Origin of the sequence: Amycolatopsis sp. cmx-4-83 (assembly GCF_046548815.1) — a bacterium.
Lineage (GTDB): Bacteria > Actinomycetota > Actinomycetes > Mycobacteriales > Pseudonocardiaceae > Amycolatopsis > Amycolatopsis pretoriensis_A.
The window spans coordinates 73099-90409 of the sequence record NZ_JAEBEF010000013.1 but is presented as its reverse complement, the minus strand read 5'-3'; the positions used below and the strand labels follow the sequence as shown (position 1 = coordinate 90409).

Sequence of the window (17311 nt, the reverse complement as noted above, 5' to 3'; positions counted from 1 at the left end):
CAGGCGATCGGCCCCGAGCACGACCTCGAACCCCGGGGTCACCTCCTTTGCCAGGCGGTCACTTCGCCAACGACGCCACCTCTAAAGCTTCCCGGACCTGATCGGCTGAACAGCCGCCTGGCCGGCTTGTCCAGCAGGCGCCGGACGGCCCGCCGGCACGGAAGACGGTTTCACAGTTCCGACACCGCCGCGTAGCGGCGAGCGACCTGCCTGCAGGCGTCCAGGAGCTCAGGCGGGTGCAGCTCGGCCAAGTCGGTGTCGAACGTCGCGAGGATCCCCGCGATGCCCGTCCACGACCACGCGCCCAAGGTGAGCCGGCAGTGGTCGTCGTCGATGTGCTCGACGACCGAACCGCCCGGTGCCCAGCGGGCCACGACGTGGGCCGGCATGGCCAGCCGCGCGCTACCGGTGCACTGCCAGGCCGCGGCGGTGTCACCGCGGTCGTGGCTGCTCATCACGAAGTGGGCGAGATCGCCGCCGGGCAGTTCGCGGTGGCTGAACCGGCGCGTCGTCGGCCGGGTGTGCAGCCGGTCCACCCGGTGGACCCGCCACCGCTCGACGTCGAGGTCGTACGCGACGAGGTACCAACGACCCGCCCAGACGACGAGGTGATGCGGTTCGATGCGGTGTGCTGCCGCGAAATCCTCGTCTTCCGGCGCCGGCCGCGTGCCATCGGGGCGCAGGAGCTCCGCGACGAGCAGGTGGCCACGCCGAACCGCGATGCCGACCGCGCTGAGCGCGGCCGGATCGATCGGCGGCGCGGAAAACTCCCAGTAGTTCTGCAGACGCGTCAGCTGCAGGGATTCCATCGCGGCGCGCAGCATCTCGGGCATCGCCTGCTGCAGGGTCGCCAGCGCCCGGGCCGTGTCGTCCCGCAGGCCGAAAACGGTGCTGGGCGCGGTTTGCAACGCCACAGCGATCGCCAACGCCTGCTCGTGGTCGAACAGCAGCGGCGGCAGGGTGAGGCCGGTGCCGAGCCGGTAACCGCCGTCAGGACCGTGCACGGTCGTCACCGGGTAGCCGAGTTCGCGAAGCGTGTCCAGGTCGCGGCGGACGGTGCGTTCGCTCACCTCCAACCGCTCAGCGAGCTCGCGCAACGGCCACTGCCGCCGCGATCCCAGCAAGGACAGCAGTCGCAACGCCCGGTGTGAGGTGCTCGCCATTACCTCATCCTGACACAGTACTGGCCACTCCGTGTCCACCATCGAGACCAAGGTCGAACCCAGGCAGGTGCCACTCGCCCGGGAAGGATCACCAAGCATGCACGTCGCCGTAGTCGGAGGCGGGATCGGCGGTCTCGCCTTGAGCGCCGGATTGCGCCGTAACGGCTTTGACGTCGCGGTGTTCGACCGCGACACCGACGTAGCCGCGACCGGCGGCTACCACATCACCCTTGACGAGCGAGCGCAGTCGGCGCTGGAACGGCTCGTGCCACCGCAGATCATGCGCAGACTGCTGGCATCCGGGTCGGCCTTGCGCATGCGGGAGCGGGACGCCTTCTGGGATCACCGCGGCCGCCTGATCGGGCACGGCCCGGACCTGACCGGCAGCGCCAGCGTCGACTTCGACCGCATCACGCTGCGCACGCTGCTGGCCGAAGCCGTCGGCGACGATCTCCGTCTCGGCAAGGAGGTGTCGGGAGTCGATCACGACGAGCACGGGACGCCGCGCGTGCAGTTCGCCGACGGATCCTCGGTCACAGCGGATCTCGTGGTCGGCGCCGACGGTGCGCACTCGGTCGTCGCGCAGCACCTGGCGGCCGGCCCGACCAACAGCCCGGCCGGCATCATCGGAGTCTCGGGCCGCACCCGGCTCGAAGACCTCAGCCCGGCTGAGCGGAAGCGGCTCGGATCCCGGTCGGCGCTGGCGATCGGCCCGCGGGGTGCGGCGCTCTACATCGGATTCCTCGACCCGGTCGGCAACGCCGCGCTCGACGCCCCCGATCTGCGGATGTCGGTCACCACCTGCCCCACCTACATCTGGGGCGCGATGTTCCCCGACACCGCCGACACCGAACCTTGGCAGGATTTGCGCGGCGAACAGCTGCAGACCGCGCTGCTCGACCGCTTCGGCGACCGGAAGTGGGCCGGCCACACGCTGGAGGTCATCGCTCGCGCCGACCGCGAGAGCGTGACCGCGTTCCGCTTCACGGCCGCCTCGACCGACGCCGCCGACCTCGCGCCCTGGCGTGCGGGCAGCATCACCGCTTTGGGTGACGCCGTCCACGCCACCCCGCCCACGGCGGGCATGGGCGCCGGAGCTGCCATTCGCGATGCCGCCGACCTGCTGGACCAGCTCGGCGCGACCGCGGACGGCACCGCCTCGCTCACCGACGCCGTCGGGTCCTTCGAGGCCGGCATGCGTCAGCGCGGCAGTGAAATGCTGACCCTGGCGATGAAAACCGTGCGCAGGATCCTGGTCACCGACACGCCACTCGGCGCGGCGGCCACGGCGGTGGCCACGCCGATCTTGGCCGCGGCCACCCGACTGCGGCCGTGACGGCGTACACACCCGACTCCCGGACCACCCACGACAATCGAGGAGCAACCATGCCCGCCGTCCTCTTCGGCTCCGCCAGCACGCTCGTCGACACCTCCGAGTTGCAGCGTCAGGCATTCAACCAGGCCTTCGCCGAGCACGGGCTCGACTGGGACTGGGATCGCGACAGCTACCAGCGAATGCTGCGCACGTCCGGGGGTGTCGACAGGATCGCAGCGTACGCCGGCTCCGTCGGGTCATCCGTCGACGCCCCCTCCGTCCACGCGACGAAATCCCGCATCTTCCAGGAAAGCTTGGCCGGTTCATCGCCGCAGCTGCGGCCGGGCGTCGCGCAGGTCATCAGCGAGGCGCGGGAAAACGGGTACCGTGTCGGATTCGTCGCCACGACCTCGCCGGCGAATGTGGCCGCCCTGTTCACCGCGCTCCGGCCGAACCTGCGACGCCAGGACCTCGACGTGGTGATAGACGGCTCCGCCGCCGTGCCGGGCAAGGACGAGGCATACCGCCTCGCGGTGCGGCAGCTCGCCGAGCAGCCCACCGCTTGTGTCGCCGTCGAGGACAACGTCCCCGGGGTCGAAGCGGCGGTGGCCGCGGGCCTGACTTGCGTGGCGTTCCCCAACGCCAACACGACCGGGCATGATTTTCCGGCCGCCGGCCCGCCGGTCGATCACCTCGATTTCGCGGATTTGCGACGCCTGGTCCAGGAATGACCCCGTCGAGCGACCGGAGACGTTGCCAACCATGACCGTGCCACCTGATTCCCGGCTCTCCGCCGGACCCGACGCGTTCCACGTCGAAGCCTACGAGCGGATCGACTATTCATTGCGCTACGTCGACGGCGCGTTCGCGCTCGAAAGCCCGGTGATCGCCGACAACTACCGGGACGTCGGGCGCTGCCTGATGGTCGTCGACGAAAACGTCCTCGACCTCTACGGCGAACGCATCCGCGCCTACTTCGACCATCACGGCATCACATTGACGATGCTGCCCGTGACGATCGGCGAGAGGATCAAGACCCTGCGCACCGTCGAGTGGATCGTCGACGCGTTCGGCGACTTCGGGCTGATGCGCACCGAGCAGGTCCTGGTGGTCGGCGGCGGGCTGGTCACCGACGTCGCCGGACTGGCCTGCGCGATGTTCCGACGCTCGACGCGCTACATCCGCGTGCCCACGACGCTCATCGGGCTGATCGACGCCAGCGTCGCCATCAAAGTCGCCGTCAACCACGGGAAGTCGAAGAACCGGCTGGGTGCGTTCCACGCGTCCGGTCAGGTCATCCTCGACTTCTCCTTCCTCGCCACGCTGCCCGTCGAACAGATCCGCAACGGCATGGCCGAACTGGTGAAGATCGCCGTGGTGGGCAACGCCGAGATCTTCCACGCGCTGGAGAAGTACGGCGAAGACCTGCTGCTCACCCACTTCGGCCACCGCGACGGCTCCCCCGAGCTCCGCCGGGTGGCCCACGACGTCACCTACGACGCGATCCGCACCATGCTGGAACTGGAGGTACCCAACCTCCACGAGCACGACCTGGACCGGGTGATCGCGTTCGGGCACACGTGGAGCCCGACCTTGGAGCTGACACCCGACGTTCCCTACCGCCACGGCCACGCCGTGGCGGTCGACATGGCGTTTTCCACGACACTGGCCGAGCTGCGCGGGTACATCTCCGCCAATGACCGCGACCGCGTCTGCTGGCTGCTCAGCCGTCTGGGCCTCGCTCTCGACAGCCCGTTCCTGACACCCGAACTGCTCGAGCGGGCGACGCACTCGATCGTGCAGACCCGGGACGGGCTGCTGCGGGCCGCGGTGCCCCGGCCGGTCGGCGCCTGCCATTTCGTGAACGAAATCGGCGCCGGCGAACTGGAAGCCGTCCTGAACGCGCACCGCGCGGTGTGTCGCGGGTACCCGCGGGGCGGGACGGGCGAGGCCGTGTTCATCGGCGACGTCCGATGAACTGGGCGCCGCCGCGGCCGGTCACGCCGGCCGGCATCCTGGCCGCCCGGCTCGTCGATCTCGCCGCGCTCGCCGGCACCGTCGACGCAGGCGGCCCCCTCACCACCGGGCTACGCGAAGTCAGCGAGCTGGCCGGCGGGCTCGACTCGTACCTGGAGCGCCACACGACGCCCGAATCGCCCGCACTCCGGCGCCTCGCGGAGCGGACGAGGGCTCACGACTGGAGCGGCGGCGAGGGCGGTCCGCCGCTGGAACGTGAAATGCTCTCCGGGCACGTCCAGGGCCAGGTGCTGAAGATGCTCGTGGCCGCGACCCGGGCTCGTACCGTGCTGGAGATCGGGATGTTCACCGGCTACTCGGCGCTGGCCATGGCCGAGGGGTTGCCGCCCGACGGGCGCCTCGTCGCCTGTGAACTCGACGCGAACGCGGTCGCGTTCGCGCGGGAAGGGTTCAAGGAGTCGCCGGCCGGCGGCAAGATCGAAGTACGGGTCGGCCGGGCCGCCGACACACTGGCCGAACTGGCCGACGCCGGTGCCGTCTTCGACCTGGTGTTCCTCGACGCCGACAAGCCCGGGTACCCGGATTACCTCGGCACACTGCTCGAGACCGGCCTGCTGGCCCGCGGTGGGCTCGTCTGCGTCGACAACACGCTCATGCAGGGCGAGCCGTGGACGACCGGCGGGTGCTCGGCCAACGGAGCCGCCATCGCCGCGTTCAACGACACCGTCACCGCCGACCCCCGCGTCGTCCAAGCCCTCGTCCCCCTGCGCGACGGGTTGACCCTCATCCGCCGCGCGGGCGAGTGACGGCGGCCGGCATGCACCAGCGGGTCTTCGAACCGGTCGGGATGGAAATCCGGGGTCTGGCGCTGCGGAGGATCGCCAGCACCGAAATCGTGCGCCTCCGCGAGCTGCTCGGGGAGCACGGCGTCCTCGTGTTCCCCGAGCAGCACCTCGACGACGCGGCGTTCGTCGCTTTCTTGACGGCCTTCGGTTCGCTGACGCGCACAGCGGGCGAGCCGGCGGTGCCCGGCTTTCCCGATCTCAACGCGGTCAGCAACGTCGGGCGCACCACACCACCGCGCAGCACGTTCCACGTCGACACCAGCTACGTCCGCCACCCCCCGGCCTACACCGCGCTGCGTGCCGTCCAGATCCCGGCAGGGGGTGGTGAAACGCTTTTCACCAACCAGTACCGGGCCGCCGAGACGCTGCCGTCCGAGCTGGCCGGCGCGATCGCCGGCCGCACCATCCGGCACGTCGTCACCGGCGTCGACCCGGGCCCCGGCGAAGAGACCGCTGCCGATCACCCGGCGCTGCGGCCGCATCCGTTGACCGGCCGCACCGCGCTGTACCTGTCCACTCCGAGGCGCTGTGCGGCTGTCAGCGGCCTGGGCGAGCAGGAGGGCCGGCAGCTCGTCGACGAGCTGTTCCGGCACTCGACCCGTGAAGACAACGTCTTCCGGCACGCTTGGGCCCGGGGTGACGTCGTGATGTGGGACAACGGGTGCGTGCTGCACCGCGCGGACCACGATCGGGTCATCGGAGACCGCGTCATGCACCGAGGCATGGTCGCCGGCTACGGAGCCGGCTGATGGCACCGGACCGCCGTCCCCGCGACGTGGCCGTCCTGGTGGCGCGCAGCCTGGGCATGCAGGGCTTGCTTCTGCTGGCACTGCCCCCGAACCTGCTGCTCACCGCGGTCGCGCTCGTGCGCTCGATGCTCGCGCCGGCGCCGCGCTCCCGTGCGGCCGAGCCGCGCACGGTGCTGGTCACCGGAGGCAAGATGACCAAGGCGCTCACGCTGGCCCGAGCCTTCCACGCCGCCGGGCACCGCGTGGTGCTCGTCGAGTCCCCGAAGTACCGCTTCACCGGACATCGCTTCTCGGTCGCCGTCGACCGCTTCCACGTCGTGCCCGCTCCCGACCACCCCGGCTACGCCGACGCCCTGCTCGACATCGTGCTTCGCGAGCGGGTCGACGTGTTCGTGCCGGTCAGCAGCCCGGCCTCCAGCCGGTTCGAGGCACTGGCCGGGCTCAGGCTCGCGCCGTACTGCCAGGTTGTGCACGGCGAGCCGGCGCGGATCGGCGAAATCGACGACAAGGCAAGGTTCGCGGAGCGTGCCACCACGCTGGGCCTGCCGGTGCCCGAAACCCATCGCATCACCAGGCCGGAGCAAGTGGCGGCGTTCGACTTCGCCTCCCGGCCGGTTCCCTACATCCTCAAGAGCATCGTCTACGATCCCCTGCACCGGCTCGATCTCACCCGGCTTCCCCGTCCGACGGCCGCGGAGACCGAGAACGTCGCGGCAGCCAAGCCGATCTCGCACGAGCGTCCGTGGATCCTGCAGGAGTTCGTCGACGGCACAGAGTACTGCACGCACAGCACGGTGCGCGACGGCAGGCTGCAGGTCCACTGCTGCTGCGCTTCTTCGGCCTTCCAGCTCAACTACTCGCCGGTCGACAAGCCCGTGATCGAAGAGTGGGTGCGCCGGTTCGTCGGCGCACTGGAGCTCACGGGGCAGTACTCGTTCGACTTCATCGAGTTGCCGAGCGGCGAGGTCTTCGCGATCGAATGCAACCCGCGCGCGCACTCGGCCATCACCCTGTTCCGCGACCACCCCGGACTCGCGCGTGCTTACCTGGAGCCGACCCGGGACGTGATCCGGCCGCTGCGTTCGGCCCGGCCGACCTACTGGTTCTACTGGGAGCTCTGGCGCCTGCTGAAACAGCCCGGCACCGCACGGGAACGGATCAGGGTCGTCGTCGACGGCCGGGACGCGATCTTCGACTGGGCCGACCCGCTGCCTTTCCTGCTGGTCCACCACCTCCAGGTCCCGTGGCTCCTGCTCGGCAACCTGGTGCGGCTGAAGGAGTGGGTACGGATCGACGTCAACATCGGCAAGCTCGTCGAGCCGGGCGGGGAGTGATCGTGGCGCCGCTGCGGGTCCTGCACGTCGCCGGCTCGCCCACCAGCGACCTCTACGCCGAGCTTTCCCGCGTGTACGCCGAAGACTGCCTGCTGGCTACAGCCGACGAAACGCGCTACGAGTTCTACACCGCGTACGTCACCACCGAGCGGCGGTGGCGCTTTCCCGAGAGTTTCGGGCGAGCGGCTGTCGACGCGGCCCCGTCGGTCACCCTGTCCGAGGCCGTGGGGCTGATCGCGGACCTGAAGATCGATGTCGCCGTGCCGCAGATGTTCTGCGTTCCGGGGATGACCGCGTACCGGGCCCTGCTGGAGCTCTTGGGGTTGCCCTACATCGGCAACCGACCGGAGGTGATGGCCGCGACCGCGCACAAGCCCACCGCGCGGGCGCTCGTCGCGGCAGCCGGCGTGCGCGTGCCGGCCGGCGAGGTGATCGGCGCCGGGCAGACTCCCAGGATGCCGCCGCCGGTCGTGGTCAAGCCGGCCGACGCCGACAATTCGCTGGGGATGTCCTTGGTGCGCGCCCGCAGCCAATACCCGGCCGCGGTGGCCGCGGCGCTGGAGCGGTCGGACACCGCCCTCGTCGAGGCGTACGTCGCGCCCGGCCGGGAGGTCCGCTGCGGCGTGCTCGAACGAAACGGCGGCTTGGTCTGCCTGCCGCTCGAAGAATACGCTGTCGACCCGGTAAACCGGCCGGTGCGCGCGGCAGCCGACAAGCTCGGCAGCGGCGACGGCGGAAGCATCAGCCTGGCGGCCAAGAAAGCCGGCACGTCGTGGATCGTGGACAGGGCGGATCCGATCACCGCGGAGACCTGGGCCGTCGCCCGACGCTGCTACACGGCTCTCGGCTGCCGCCATTACGGCCTGTTCGACTTTCGGATCGACCCGGCCGGCACCGTGTGGTTCCTCGAGGCGGGGCTCTACAGCTCCTTCGCCCGCATGAGCGTCGTCACCACGATGGCGCAGGCGGCGGGGATCCCGTTGCGCGAACTCTTCGCCGACAGCGTCGACCTGGCCATCCGTCAGTCGCGATCGTGAAGTGCTTGCCCTTCAAGCGTGTTCGTGATCTTCGGCTTCCCGCAACGACTACACGATTGCGCGATTTTCCCTTCTGCACAGTGCATCCACTCCGACCGGCGGTTAGGTTTTCCGTAGCCACCACCTGCCGAGACGGAGACTTTCCCATGTCCGCGCCCGCCATGCCGAGCCGCCTCTTCACGCCCGAGTCACGTCCCTTGGACGCGCCCGACCCCGAGCGTGAACGGCTCCACGAAGCCGGTTCCCTGGTCCGGTTGGAAGCCCCTGCCGGCGGTCCGGTCTGGGTGGTCACCGATGGGGACCTCGCTCGCGACCTGCTCACCGACCCCCGGCTCGTGAAAGACCCGGCGGCGGCGCCGTCCGGCTGGGACCGGCGGACCGCGGGGCTGGAGCCCACCGCGGCCGAGCAGATGTCGTTGACCACTCTCGACGGCCCGGACCACGACGCGCTTCGCAAGACGTTCGCACCGCTGTTCAGCGCGCGGGCCATGCGCGACGCTTATGGACGCATGACCGGTATCGCGCGGCGGCTGCTCGCGGACGTCGCCGGCGCGGAGTTCGACCTGATGACCGACTTCACCACCCGGTACCCGGTGACAGTGCTGTGCGATCTGCTGGGCGTCCCGGCCGAGCACGTCGACGAGGGCATCGCCGCCTGCCGCCTCATGCACGTGGACTACCCCGCCCACGTCGGGCCCGCGATGGCCAGTTTCGCGAAGCTGGCCCATGCTGCCCTCGACGCCGGCGGCGGGATCGCCGAGACGCTGGCCGGGCGCATGCCGGCCGGCAGCACCGCGGCCGACCTCGAATACCAGGTCTTCACGCTCCTGTTCGCCGGGCAGTTGACCACCGACCCCGCGATCGGCTTCCTGATCGCGAGGCTGCTGCACGAACCGGGGAGCAGGGAACCGGCCGACGTCGTCCGCCGGACGCTGGTCGATCACCCACCGGCACCGTTCAGCTTGTGGCGGTTCACCGCGGTCGATCTCGAGATCGCCGGAACGGCGATTCCCGCCCGCACGCCGGTGTTGATCGACATCGAGGGAATCAACGAGCGGCTCGGCGCGGACGGTCAGGACCTGTCGTTCGGCTTCGGGCCGCACTACTGCATCGGGGCTCAGCTCGCTCAGCTTGAGCTGCAAGCTCTCGCGGAGACGATCATGAACGATTACCCGCGGGCACGCCTTGCGACAGCCTACGAGAACCTTCGGCTCGCCCGGCCAGGTGGCATCATGGGCGCGCGGATCGTCAGCTTGCCGGTCTCGCTGACCTGACCAAGCTCATTTCGAGTAGCCCCGGAGGAACACAGCGACCGCGGCCGCCATCAAGCCTGCCGAACGATCTGGTGTGGGACTCGGTTCGAGCACCGAGTCCCACGCGGATCTCATCAGCGCGGAGTAGTGCACCGCCGCCAGCTTCGGATCGTCGAGGCACAGCAGACCGCGACGGGCGAGGTCACCGAAGTGCAGGGCGAGCTGCCGCTTGACCCGGGCAGGACCGAGGCTCCGCCAGGTTTCCACGACCGACGCCGGAATGTGCTCCGCGTCGGCGCGGACTTGGCGAACCAGCCCCCAGTGCGGCGCGTCGGGCGGGACGACGGTGTGCAGCGCGAGCCCGCAGGCGACGAGCGCCGTCTCCAGTCCGTCGGGTGACGCGATGTCGCCCAGGATCTCGTCGATGCTGGCGATGTGGGCGCTCGACACAGTCGTGGCGCTGTGCTCGACCACGGCCGCGAACAGGTTCGACTTGTCGGCGAAGTGGTTGTAGATCGTGCGAACCGAGACGCCTGCGCCGGCTGCGATGGCGTCGACGCTGGCTCGTGCGTAGCCATCGACCGCGAACACAGCCAAGGCGCCCTCGATGATCGCTTGCCGCTTCGTGGTCGTCACGCGTCAAGGGTATGTCTACAACACTCGTTGCGCTATAGTGTAACGAGCGTTGTACCAACTGGAGGGGTATCGGCATGCTGCGACTTGGCGTCATTCTCGGAACCACACGGCCGGGTCGCCGCGGCCCCCTCGTCGCACCCTGGGTCGTCGACGTGGGCCGCGAACACCAGCTCGTGCGCGCGGGCACCGCCGAGATCGAGTTCCTGGACCTGGCGGAGTTCGGGCTGCCGCTGCTGGAGGAGCCGTTTCCGGCCAAGTTCGGCCGGTACCAGCAGGACTCGACCCGCCGCTGGGCCGCGCGGATCGATGCCTTGGACGGCTTCGTCTTCGTGACCCCGGAGTACAACCACTCGATCCCGGCGGCTTTGAAGAACGCGGTCGACCACCTCTACGCAGAGTGGGGCGACAAAGCAGCCGGGATCGTGAGCTACGGGGTGAACGGCGGCATTCGCGGCGCCGAGCACCTGCGCCACGTCTTGGCCGAACTGAAGGTCGCAGCCGTGCGATCCCAGCCCGCTCTGTCCGTGTTCGACGACTTCGTCATCACAGACCCGCTCGCGGCGGGAGAGTTCCGCCCGCGGGACAACCAGCGCGAAGCGGTCGCGTCGATGTTCGACGAAGTCGTGACGTGGGCTCAGGCTCTGCGGCCGGTCCGCACCGCAGCGGTCGCCACGGCCGGCACATCCGTTTCCGCCTAGGGCGGGTTCGGCCGTGGACCAAGGACGGCACCTGGGCGTGCATCCTCGAGCGGGTGATCGTCAAGGACGACGCCGGCGGTGACCTGGAATGGGCTGCAGCGACAGGATCGAGCGCCGCGCGGCTCGGACCGCTCGCCGCGTCGCAAAGGGTGCGTGCGGCGGGCGACCGCCGGCCTTCGATACCGATGTTTACCAGCAGCGCAAAGTGGGACTTCCGACCGTGGCCGAGCTACGGCTCACGGAACAAGATCATCCGGCCCGGCGCCCGAAGCCGTCGACCTGGCGGCTCCTTCGGCGATCGCCATCAGATACCGGCCGTACGGAGACTTGCCAAGCTCGGCGCCGAGCCGGTGGCACTCCTCCGCGTCGATGTACCCCTCGTTCAGAGCGATCTCCTCGAGGCAGGCAACACGCAAACCCTGTCGCTCCTCGAGCGTGCGCACGAACTGCCCGGCCGCCAGCAGGGACTCGTGCGTACCGGTGTCGAGCCACGCGAAACCCCGGCCGAGCTCGACCATCCGCGCGAGGCCGCGTTTCAGGTAGACGTTGTTCACATCGGTGATCTCCAGTTCGCCGCGTGGGGAAGGTTTGAGCTCGCGGGCGATGCCGATCACGTCGTTGTCGTAGAAGTACAAGCCGGTGATCGCCCGGTCGGACCTCGGCCGAGACGGCTTCTCCTCGATGGAAATCAGCTCTCCGGTGTCATCGGCTTCCCCGACGCCGTAGCGGTGCGGGTCCGCGACCCGGTAGCCGAAAAGGACAGCACCCTTGACGTCCCCGGCCTGCGCCCGGAGCAGACTCGAGAACCCCGGCCCGTGGAAGACGTTGTCGCCGAGGATGAGCGCCACCGAGTCGTTCCCGATGTGGTCGGCGCCGATCAGGAACGCCTCGGCGAGCCCGTTCGGACGGGCCTGCTCGGCATAGGAAAGGCGAATGCCGAGCCGCGACCCGTCGCCCAGCAGCCGTTGGAAGAGCAGCAGGTCCACCGGGGTCGAGATGACGAGGATGTCGCGGACGCCCGCGAGCATGAGCACGGACAGCGGGTAGTAGATCATCGGCTTGTCGTAGATCGGCATGAGCTGCTTCGACACGGCCAGGGTGACGGGGTGGAGCCTGCTGCCGCTACCTCCGGCGAGAACGATCCCCTTCATCGCCGCCTCCCTGAAGTCTGCGCCCCGAAAGCGCTTTCGGCGTGTTCGGCGACGGCGTCGAGCGCGGTCTGCCACGCCACTGCTTCGCCGGTTCGCGACGGCATGGCAGCGAGGGTGCGTGACCGCCCGTCGCGGACGTGAGCCAGACCCCGCGCGGCACCGCTCAGCATGAGACCGGGACCCGCCTCGACGTACAGAGCGCCCGCCCGGTCGACGCGCGACAGCGCCCGGCGGAACTGGACCGGTTCTGCCATCTGCCGCGTCCAGAACCGCGGATCGCCGGTCACCGACGCGGTCACCCAGTCACCCGAGTACGCGGAGACGAGCGCGCGGCCGGGAGGCCGGATCCGGTCGCGATGCCGGTAGAGGACATCTCCGAGACGCTCTGCGGCTCCGGCCAGGAGCGGGGAGTGGAACGGCTCGGTCGCCGCGACGCGCATACAGGCGATGCCCGCCGAGCGCAAACCGGAGATCAGCTCTTCCAGCGCCGAAGCGGCGGCGCTCACCACGCACTGATCCACCGCGTTCTCGGCCCCGATCACAGCAGCCTGCCCCACCGAGGCGAGACAGGCTTCGACCGCCTCCCGCGGGGCACGACAGGCGATCATTCCGCCCGCGGGAGCGCGCGAGAGCAAATCGGCCCGGACACGAAGCAGCTCGCCGGCGATCTCGACGTCGAACACACCCGCGAGCACGGCTGCCGCCAGCTCACCCACACTGTGTCCGATGAGCACACTCGGCGCGTCACCGACGCGCTCCAAGAGGAGACGCCCAGTGGCGTAGCCGACGGCGAACAGCAACGGTTGTGCCGCCGCTCCCCTGGCCATGTCGTCGCGTGTGCCGTGCAGCCAGACCCGCCGAAGCTCCGCGGCGCCGGGGCCGTACGCGTGCAGGAACTCGTCGAAGGCGGAGCGAAATGCCGAGTCCGACTCGTACAGGAAAGCTCCCATTCCGACGAACTGCGACCCCTGGCCCGGCAGCATGAAGACGACAGTTGTCGCGGCGGCCTCCGCGATGGGCAGTGAAGCGGTCGAAGTCATGCTGCTGTCCTTTCCTGTCCGGCCGGAAATCGTCGCGCGCTACCAGGCCCGGACGCCGTCGGCGAACGCCGTCGGATCGTTGGCCCGGAAAGTGCGGGTCCGCGGCAGAGCGCGCTCCACCAAACCCGAGAGGACTCGCCCGGGGCCGAGTTCCCACGTCGCGGTCATCCCGCGCCGGCCGAGCTCGCGCAGCACGTCCACCCAGACGACCCGGTGCACGAGTTGCGCTCCCAGTTGCTTGCGCACGTCGGCGCCCGAGCGGTAAGGCTCCGCTGTCGAAGAGGAGATCAGCTCGATCGTCGGGCAGCGGAACTCGTACCGGTCGAGGTAGCGGTCGAATTCGCGCGCCGCGCCTTCCATCAGGCTCGAGTGCGCCGGCCCGCCGATGCGCAGGACGGTCGTGCGGACGTCGTCCGCCTCGTCCAGCGCGGCGATCAGCGCGTCGACGGCAGGCGACTGACCCGAGACGACAACCTGCCGTTCCTCGTTGTGGTTGGCGATCTCGACGACTTGGCCCAGCCGGCGGCGGACCACGTCGCAGAGGCGCTCCACCTCCTCGAGGGTGCGGCCGACGATCGCCGCCATCTTCCCGTCGACGCGCCGCTGCACCTCGGCCATCAGCTTGCCGCGGTGGTGCACGAGTTCCAGGACTTCACGCCAGTCCAGGACACCCGCGGCAGCCAACGCGGAGTACTCGCCGAGGCTGTGCCCGGCCACGACTTCCGCGGTCGCTCCTTCCGAAGTGGCTGCCGCGAAGGCGGTCCAGCTGCACAGGAAGACCGCCGGCTGGGTCACCGGCATCTCGCGCAAGGCCGTGATCGGCCCCTCGGCGCACATCCGCGTCAGCGGATAGCCGAGGATGCGGTCGGCTTCGCGCCAGAAGGGCTCCACCACCTGCGGGTACGCGTCCCGCAGGAATCGGCCCATGCCGACCTTCTGGGTTCCTTGGCCGGGGAAGAGGAAGGCTTTCACCGGGGCACCGCCTTCCCGCGCGTGCCGGATTCGATTCCCGCGATGGTGCGCACCACCTGGTCGTGGAAACGTTCGTCGTCGTCGAGGCGTGCGGCGATCCCGGCGCGTTCCGCCCGTGTCCCGGCCGAGACGTCGAAGAGGAGCCGCGCCTCGTTCCGAAGACGCGCGGCCGTTTCGCGAGCGCGGCCGGTGCTCTGCAGGCTGTACCGGCCGAGCGCGTCGCCGTCGCCGCGGCAGAACTCGATGATCCGCTGCGCCACCGCGTGGGCGCCGATGATCGCGCTGTTGAGCGCGACCCCGCCGATCGGGATGAACTGGTGCGCGGCGTCCCCGCACAGGACGACGCGTCCGGCAGTGGCGCGCTCAGCCACCCCGGTGCGGTCGGCGAACGTGTCGATCCAGTCGATCGCGGACGGCAGGTCCTCACCGGTCACGGCTCGCCAGGTGGCCCGCAGCGTCCCGGCGCCGACCTCTTGCCCGACCGGCCAGCTCGGGTCGTGCACCATCACCCGCGAGGTCCGGCCGGCGATCGGCGCGCAGGTGACGGTCAGGTCGCCGATCCGCTCGAACCTCCGCGGGCGCAGACCGCCGCCCAGGACGTCGGCACGGACCAGGCACCGGCGCGGATCCGGGCCGTCGACCGCGATACCGGCCATCGCGCGGACATCGCTGTCGGCGCCGTCGGCGCCGACGAGGACTTCGCCGACGAGCCTGCGCTCCTCCGTGGTGGTGGCGATGACATGCGTCGGGCGCTGAACGACCGAGCGCACCCGCTCGCCTCGGAGCAGCCGGACGCCCCGGAGAAGCGCCCAGCGCGTCAAGCGACGCACCAGGTCGGGTTGCGCGCACCGCCACGACCCGGCCCAGCGCGACGGGGCGCCACCGAGGTCGAGGGGCAGGCCGACGTAGTGCCCGCGGCTGCTGCGCGGCAGGCCGCCGAGCCCGGGGACGCCGAGCTCGTCCAGCACTTCCATGCTGCGGGCGTGCAGGGTCGACGCACGCAGCCCGGCCGGCGGCGCGGCGGACGCCTCGACCACCGTCGTGGCGATTCCGGCTGCCGCGACGGTACCCGCGACGAGCAAGCCGGACGGTCCGCCGCCGCAGACGAGCACCCGGGGGTCCTCGGCGTCCGTCATTTTCTCGTCACGTCGTTCGCCGCGGCCCACCGAACCGCGGCCTCGAGCGTTCGCAGGCTGTTGGTGCCGAGGTTCCTCCTCGCCACCACGCGGGCCTGTTCCGTCGTGACACCCGGGCCGAGCAGCGGCACGATGACCTCGGGCCGGACGGCGATCGTGTGCGTCGATGTGACGCGCCACTTCTCCCCCGCGGGCCGGATCGTCCACCGGCCGATGTGGAGGGTCAGCAGGCGCGGCAGTGTCGTCTGCTTGTACAGCAGCACCGCCGGCGGCTGGGAGACGCGGAAGGACTCCGTCAAGTGCGTGTCTCCGTCCGAGGTCCGCGTGTTCATCCGCAGGTGCTGCAACCCGCCCGGAAGCTCCCGCATCTCGACTTCGGCGACGTGGTCGAGCCGCTCCGCCCAGAGGTTCCCGCGGTCCAGGAACGCGAACACGCGCTCCGGGGCGGCGTCGGTGTCGACGTGATCGGAGAAGGTGAACGGTGCGCCCGCGGCGTCCGCGGTGCTCTCGCAGGCGGTCTTGAGGGCGGACAGCTCGATGCTGCTGTTGACGTCGACCGCACGGGAGATCCAGTCGAGCGTCTCACCGGTGCCGTCGTCGGCGCGGTAGGTGTGGAGCAACTCGACGGCACACCGCGTGCGGTCGGTCGGTGTGACCGTCCACTGGCCGGTCATCGCCGCCACCGGCGGTGACGGGACGGTCTGGCTGAAGTGGATCGTGCGCGCGTCGTCGTCGATCACGCGTTGCGAAACCCACGTCTTGGGCTCCCCGTTCGCGGTCGCCCACAGCTGGATGTTCTGGATCGCCCCGTCACGGGACAGCTCGCAGCCGTGGATCGTCGGCTCGAACATCTCCGCCCAGCGTGAGACGTCCAGTAAGCGGGAAAAGACCTCTTCGGCCGCGGCGGCGATCTCGACCTCGTGCCGGTCGGTGCGTTCGGTGCTGGTCATCGTCTGCTCCTAGAAGTTGCCGAGCCCGCCGCAGACGTTCAACGCCTGCGCGGTGACCGACGCGGCGCCGTCGGAGGCGAGGTACTCGACCATCGAGGCGACCTCGTCGGGTGTCGAATAACGCCCCAAGGGGATCTTCGCCTCGAACTGGCCCTTGACGTCGTCGCTGGTGGTGTTCCACGCCTGGGCGTACGCGGCGCGGACCCGCTCGGCCATGGGCGTCTCCACGTATCCCGGGCACACGGCGTTCACGGTGACTCCCTGGGTCGCGAGCTCTTTGCCGAGGGCTTTGGTGAACCCCACGACGCCGTGTTTGGAGGCGGAGTAGGGCGCCGCCAGAAGGACCCCCTGCTTGCCCGCGGTGGAAGCGATGTTGATGATGCGCCCGCTCGGGAGGTCGGTCATGCCGCCTCGGGCCAGCACCTCGCGAGTGGTGTAGAAGACGCTGTCGAGGTTCGTGCTCATCACCGCGCGCCAAAGCTCGTCCGTCAGCTCCGCCGTGACTCCCCCGCCGTTGCGCCCCGCGTTGTTCACGAGGACGGAGATCGGTCCGTGGTGCTCCCGCGCGCCGTCGACGAGATCGAGCACCTGCCGGGGGTCGGACACGTCGGCGACGAAGTCCGCGACGTCACAACCTTCCCGGCGAAGCTCGTCGGCAGCCTCCTGCAGCAGCTCCTTCGTCCGCCCGCAGATGCTCAGGCGGTACCCGGCCCGGCCCAGCCGGGACGCCACGGCGCGCCCGATACCGCTCGACGCACCGGTGACCAGCGCGTGCCCTGGTGCGGTCACGCGATCGCCCCCTTCGCCGCGAGGGCGTGGTTGACCTGTTCGAGCAGCTGCTGCGGGGTCTCCAGGTCGGTGAACACCTCGTCGTCGATGTCGACGTCGTTTTCCCGGCTGAGCCGCAGCCCTGTCTCCAACACCGCGAGCGAGTCGTACCCCAGGTCCCGGAAAGTCTTCTCGTGGACGTCGCGGTCCAGGTCGACGCCCGCGTCGACGCCGCTGCCCTCTCGCAGGGCCCGCTTGACGTCCTCCATCGTGATGGTCCGTGCCAT

General features: G+C 70.0%; 18 protein-coding genes. 9 read left to right on the top strand and 9 right to left on the bottom strand.

The window, feature by feature from the left end; all coding sequences use genetic code 11:
• Window positions 1–170: 170 nt before the first annotated feature.
• Window positions 171–1163 carry a helix-turn-helix transcriptional regulator gene (locus ACLJQM_RS36700; protein ID WP_410634919.1) on the bottom strand — a complete coding sequence of 331 codons (993 nt, stop codon included), beginning with the start codon at window positions 1161–1163 and terminating at the stop codon, window positions 171–173.
• A 31-nt stretch (window positions 1164–1194) separates the two neighbouring features.
• Between ACLJQM_RS36700 and ACLJQM_RS36695 the strand changes: the two genes are divergently transcribed.
• The 8 genes from ACLJQM_RS36695 to ACLJQM_RS36660 are packed head-to-tail and all read left to right on the top strand — an operon-like array spanning window position 1195 to window position 9694.
• Entirely contained in the window at window positions 1195–2499 is a 1305-nt protein-coding gene (locus ACLJQM_RS36695; protein WP_410634917.1) for an FAD-dependent oxidoreductase, read from the top strand.
• Between the two features lie 50 nt (window positions 2500–2549).
• Complete coding sequence (locus ACLJQM_RS36690) at window positions 2550–3209, top strand: HAD-IA family hydrolase (RefSeq protein ID WP_410634915.1); 660 nt, start codon at window positions 2550–2552, stop codon at window positions 3207–3209.
• Between the two features lie 31 nt (window positions 3210–3240).
• Window positions 3241–4455, top strand: coding sequence for a sedoheptulose 7-phosphate cyclase (locus ACLJQM_RS36685; protein ID WP_410634914.1), 1215 nt, complete (start codon window positions 3241–3243; stop codon window positions 4453–4455).
• Window positions 4452–5261: an O-methyltransferase gene (locus ACLJQM_RS36680; protein ID WP_410634913.1), complete on the top strand. Its 810-nt coding sequence runs from the start codon at window positions 4452–4454 to the stop codon at window positions 5259–5261. The genes ACLJQM_RS36685 and ACLJQM_RS36680 overlap by 4 nt, the downstream gene beginning before the upstream one ends.
• Window positions 5262–5272: 11 nt before the next feature.
• The gene (locus ACLJQM_RS36675; RefSeq protein ID WP_410634912.1) at window positions 5273–6049 is read left to right on the top strand and encodes a TauD/TfdA dioxygenase family protein; all 777 of its coding nucleotides are present in this window, start codon (window positions 5273–5275) and stop codon (window positions 6047–6049) included.
• Window positions 6049–7383: an ATP-grasp enzyme gene (locus ACLJQM_RS36670; RefSeq protein ID WP_410634911.1), complete on the top strand. Its 1335-nt coding sequence runs from the start codon at window positions 6049–6051 to the stop codon at window positions 7381–7383. The genes ACLJQM_RS36675 and ACLJQM_RS36670 overlap by 1 nt, the downstream gene beginning before the upstream one ends.
• Before the next feature lie 2 nt (window positions 7384–7385).
• Window positions 7386–8420: a D-alanine--D-alanine ligase gene (locus ACLJQM_RS36665; protein ID WP_410634909.1), complete on the top strand. Its 1035-nt coding sequence runs from the start codon at window positions 7386–7388 to the stop codon at window positions 8418–8420.
• A 5-nt stretch (window positions 8421–8425) separates the two neighbouring features.
• Window positions 8426–9694, top strand: coding sequence for a cytochrome P450 (locus ACLJQM_RS36660; protein ID WP_410634908.1), 1269 nt, complete (start codon window positions 8426–8428; stop codon window positions 9692–9694).
• A gap of 6 nt (window positions 9695–9700) precedes the next feature.
• On the opposite strand, the gene ACLJQM_RS36655 is transcribed toward ACLJQM_RS36660, so the two are convergent.
• The gene (locus ACLJQM_RS36655; RefSeq protein WP_410634907.1) at window positions 9701–10309 is read right to left on the bottom strand and encodes a TetR/AcrR family transcriptional regulator; all 609 of its coding nucleotides are present in this window, start codon (window positions 10307–10309) and stop codon (window positions 9701–9703) included.
• Window positions 10310–10383: 74 nt separating this feature from the next.
• Between ACLJQM_RS36655 and ACLJQM_RS36650 the strand changes: the two genes are divergently transcribed.
• Window positions 10384–11007: an NADPH-dependent FMN reductase gene (locus ACLJQM_RS36650; RefSeq protein ID WP_410634905.1), complete on the top strand. Its 624-nt coding sequence runs from the start codon at window positions 10384–10386 to the stop codon at window positions 11005–11007.
• Between the two features lie 236 nt (window positions 11008–11243).
• Here ACLJQM_RS36650 and rfbA read toward each other — a convergent pair whose 3' ends face one another.
• The 7 genes from rfbA to ACLJQM_RS36615 are packed head-to-tail and all read right to left on the bottom strand — an operon-like array spanning window position 11244 to window position 17311.
• Complete coding sequence (gene rfbA / locus ACLJQM_RS36645) at window positions 11244–12158, bottom strand: glucose-1-phosphate thymidylyltransferase RfbA (protein WP_410634904.1); 915 nt, start codon at window positions 12156–12158, stop codon at window positions 11244–11246.
• Window positions 12155–13198: an acyltransferase domain-containing protein gene (locus ACLJQM_RS36640; protein WP_410634902.1), complete on the bottom strand. Its 1044-nt coding sequence runs from the start codon at window positions 13196–13198 to the stop codon at window positions 12155–12157. Before ACLJQM_RS36640 ends, rfbA begins: the two co-directional genes overlap by 4 nt.
• Before the next feature lie 39 nt (window positions 13199–13237).
• Window positions 13238–14170, bottom strand: a complete 933-nt coding sequence (gene fabD, locus ACLJQM_RS36635; protein ID WP_410634901.1) for an ACP S-malonyltransferase — start codon at window positions 14168–14170, stop codon at window positions 13238–13240.
• The gene (locus ACLJQM_RS36630; RefSeq protein ID WP_410634899.1) at window positions 14167–15306 is read right to left on the bottom strand and encodes an FAD-dependent oxidoreductase; all 1140 of its coding nucleotides are present in this window, start codon (window positions 15304–15306) and stop codon (window positions 14167–14169) included. The genes fabD and ACLJQM_RS36630 overlap by 4 nt, the downstream gene beginning before the upstream one ends.
• On the bottom strand, window positions 15303–16256 hold the full coding sequence (locus ACLJQM_RS36625) for an aromatase/cyclase (protein ID WP_410634898.1): 954 nt from the start codon (window positions 16254–16256) through the stop codon (window positions 15303–15305). Before ACLJQM_RS36625 ends, ACLJQM_RS36630 begins: the two co-directional genes overlap by 4 nt.
• Window positions 16257–16265: 9 nt before the next feature.
• On the bottom strand, window positions 16266–17045 hold the full coding sequence (locus ACLJQM_RS36620; RefSeq protein WP_410634897.1) for an SDR family NAD(P)-dependent oxidoreductase: 780 nt from the start codon (window positions 17043–17045) through the stop codon (window positions 16266–16268).
• Window positions 17042–17311: an acyl carrier protein gene (locus tag ACLJQM_RS36615; RefSeq protein ID WP_410634896.1), complete on the bottom strand. Its 270-nt coding sequence runs from the start codon at window positions 17309–17311 to the stop codon at window positions 17042–17044. Before ACLJQM_RS36615 ends, ACLJQM_RS36620 begins: the two co-directional genes overlap by 4 nt.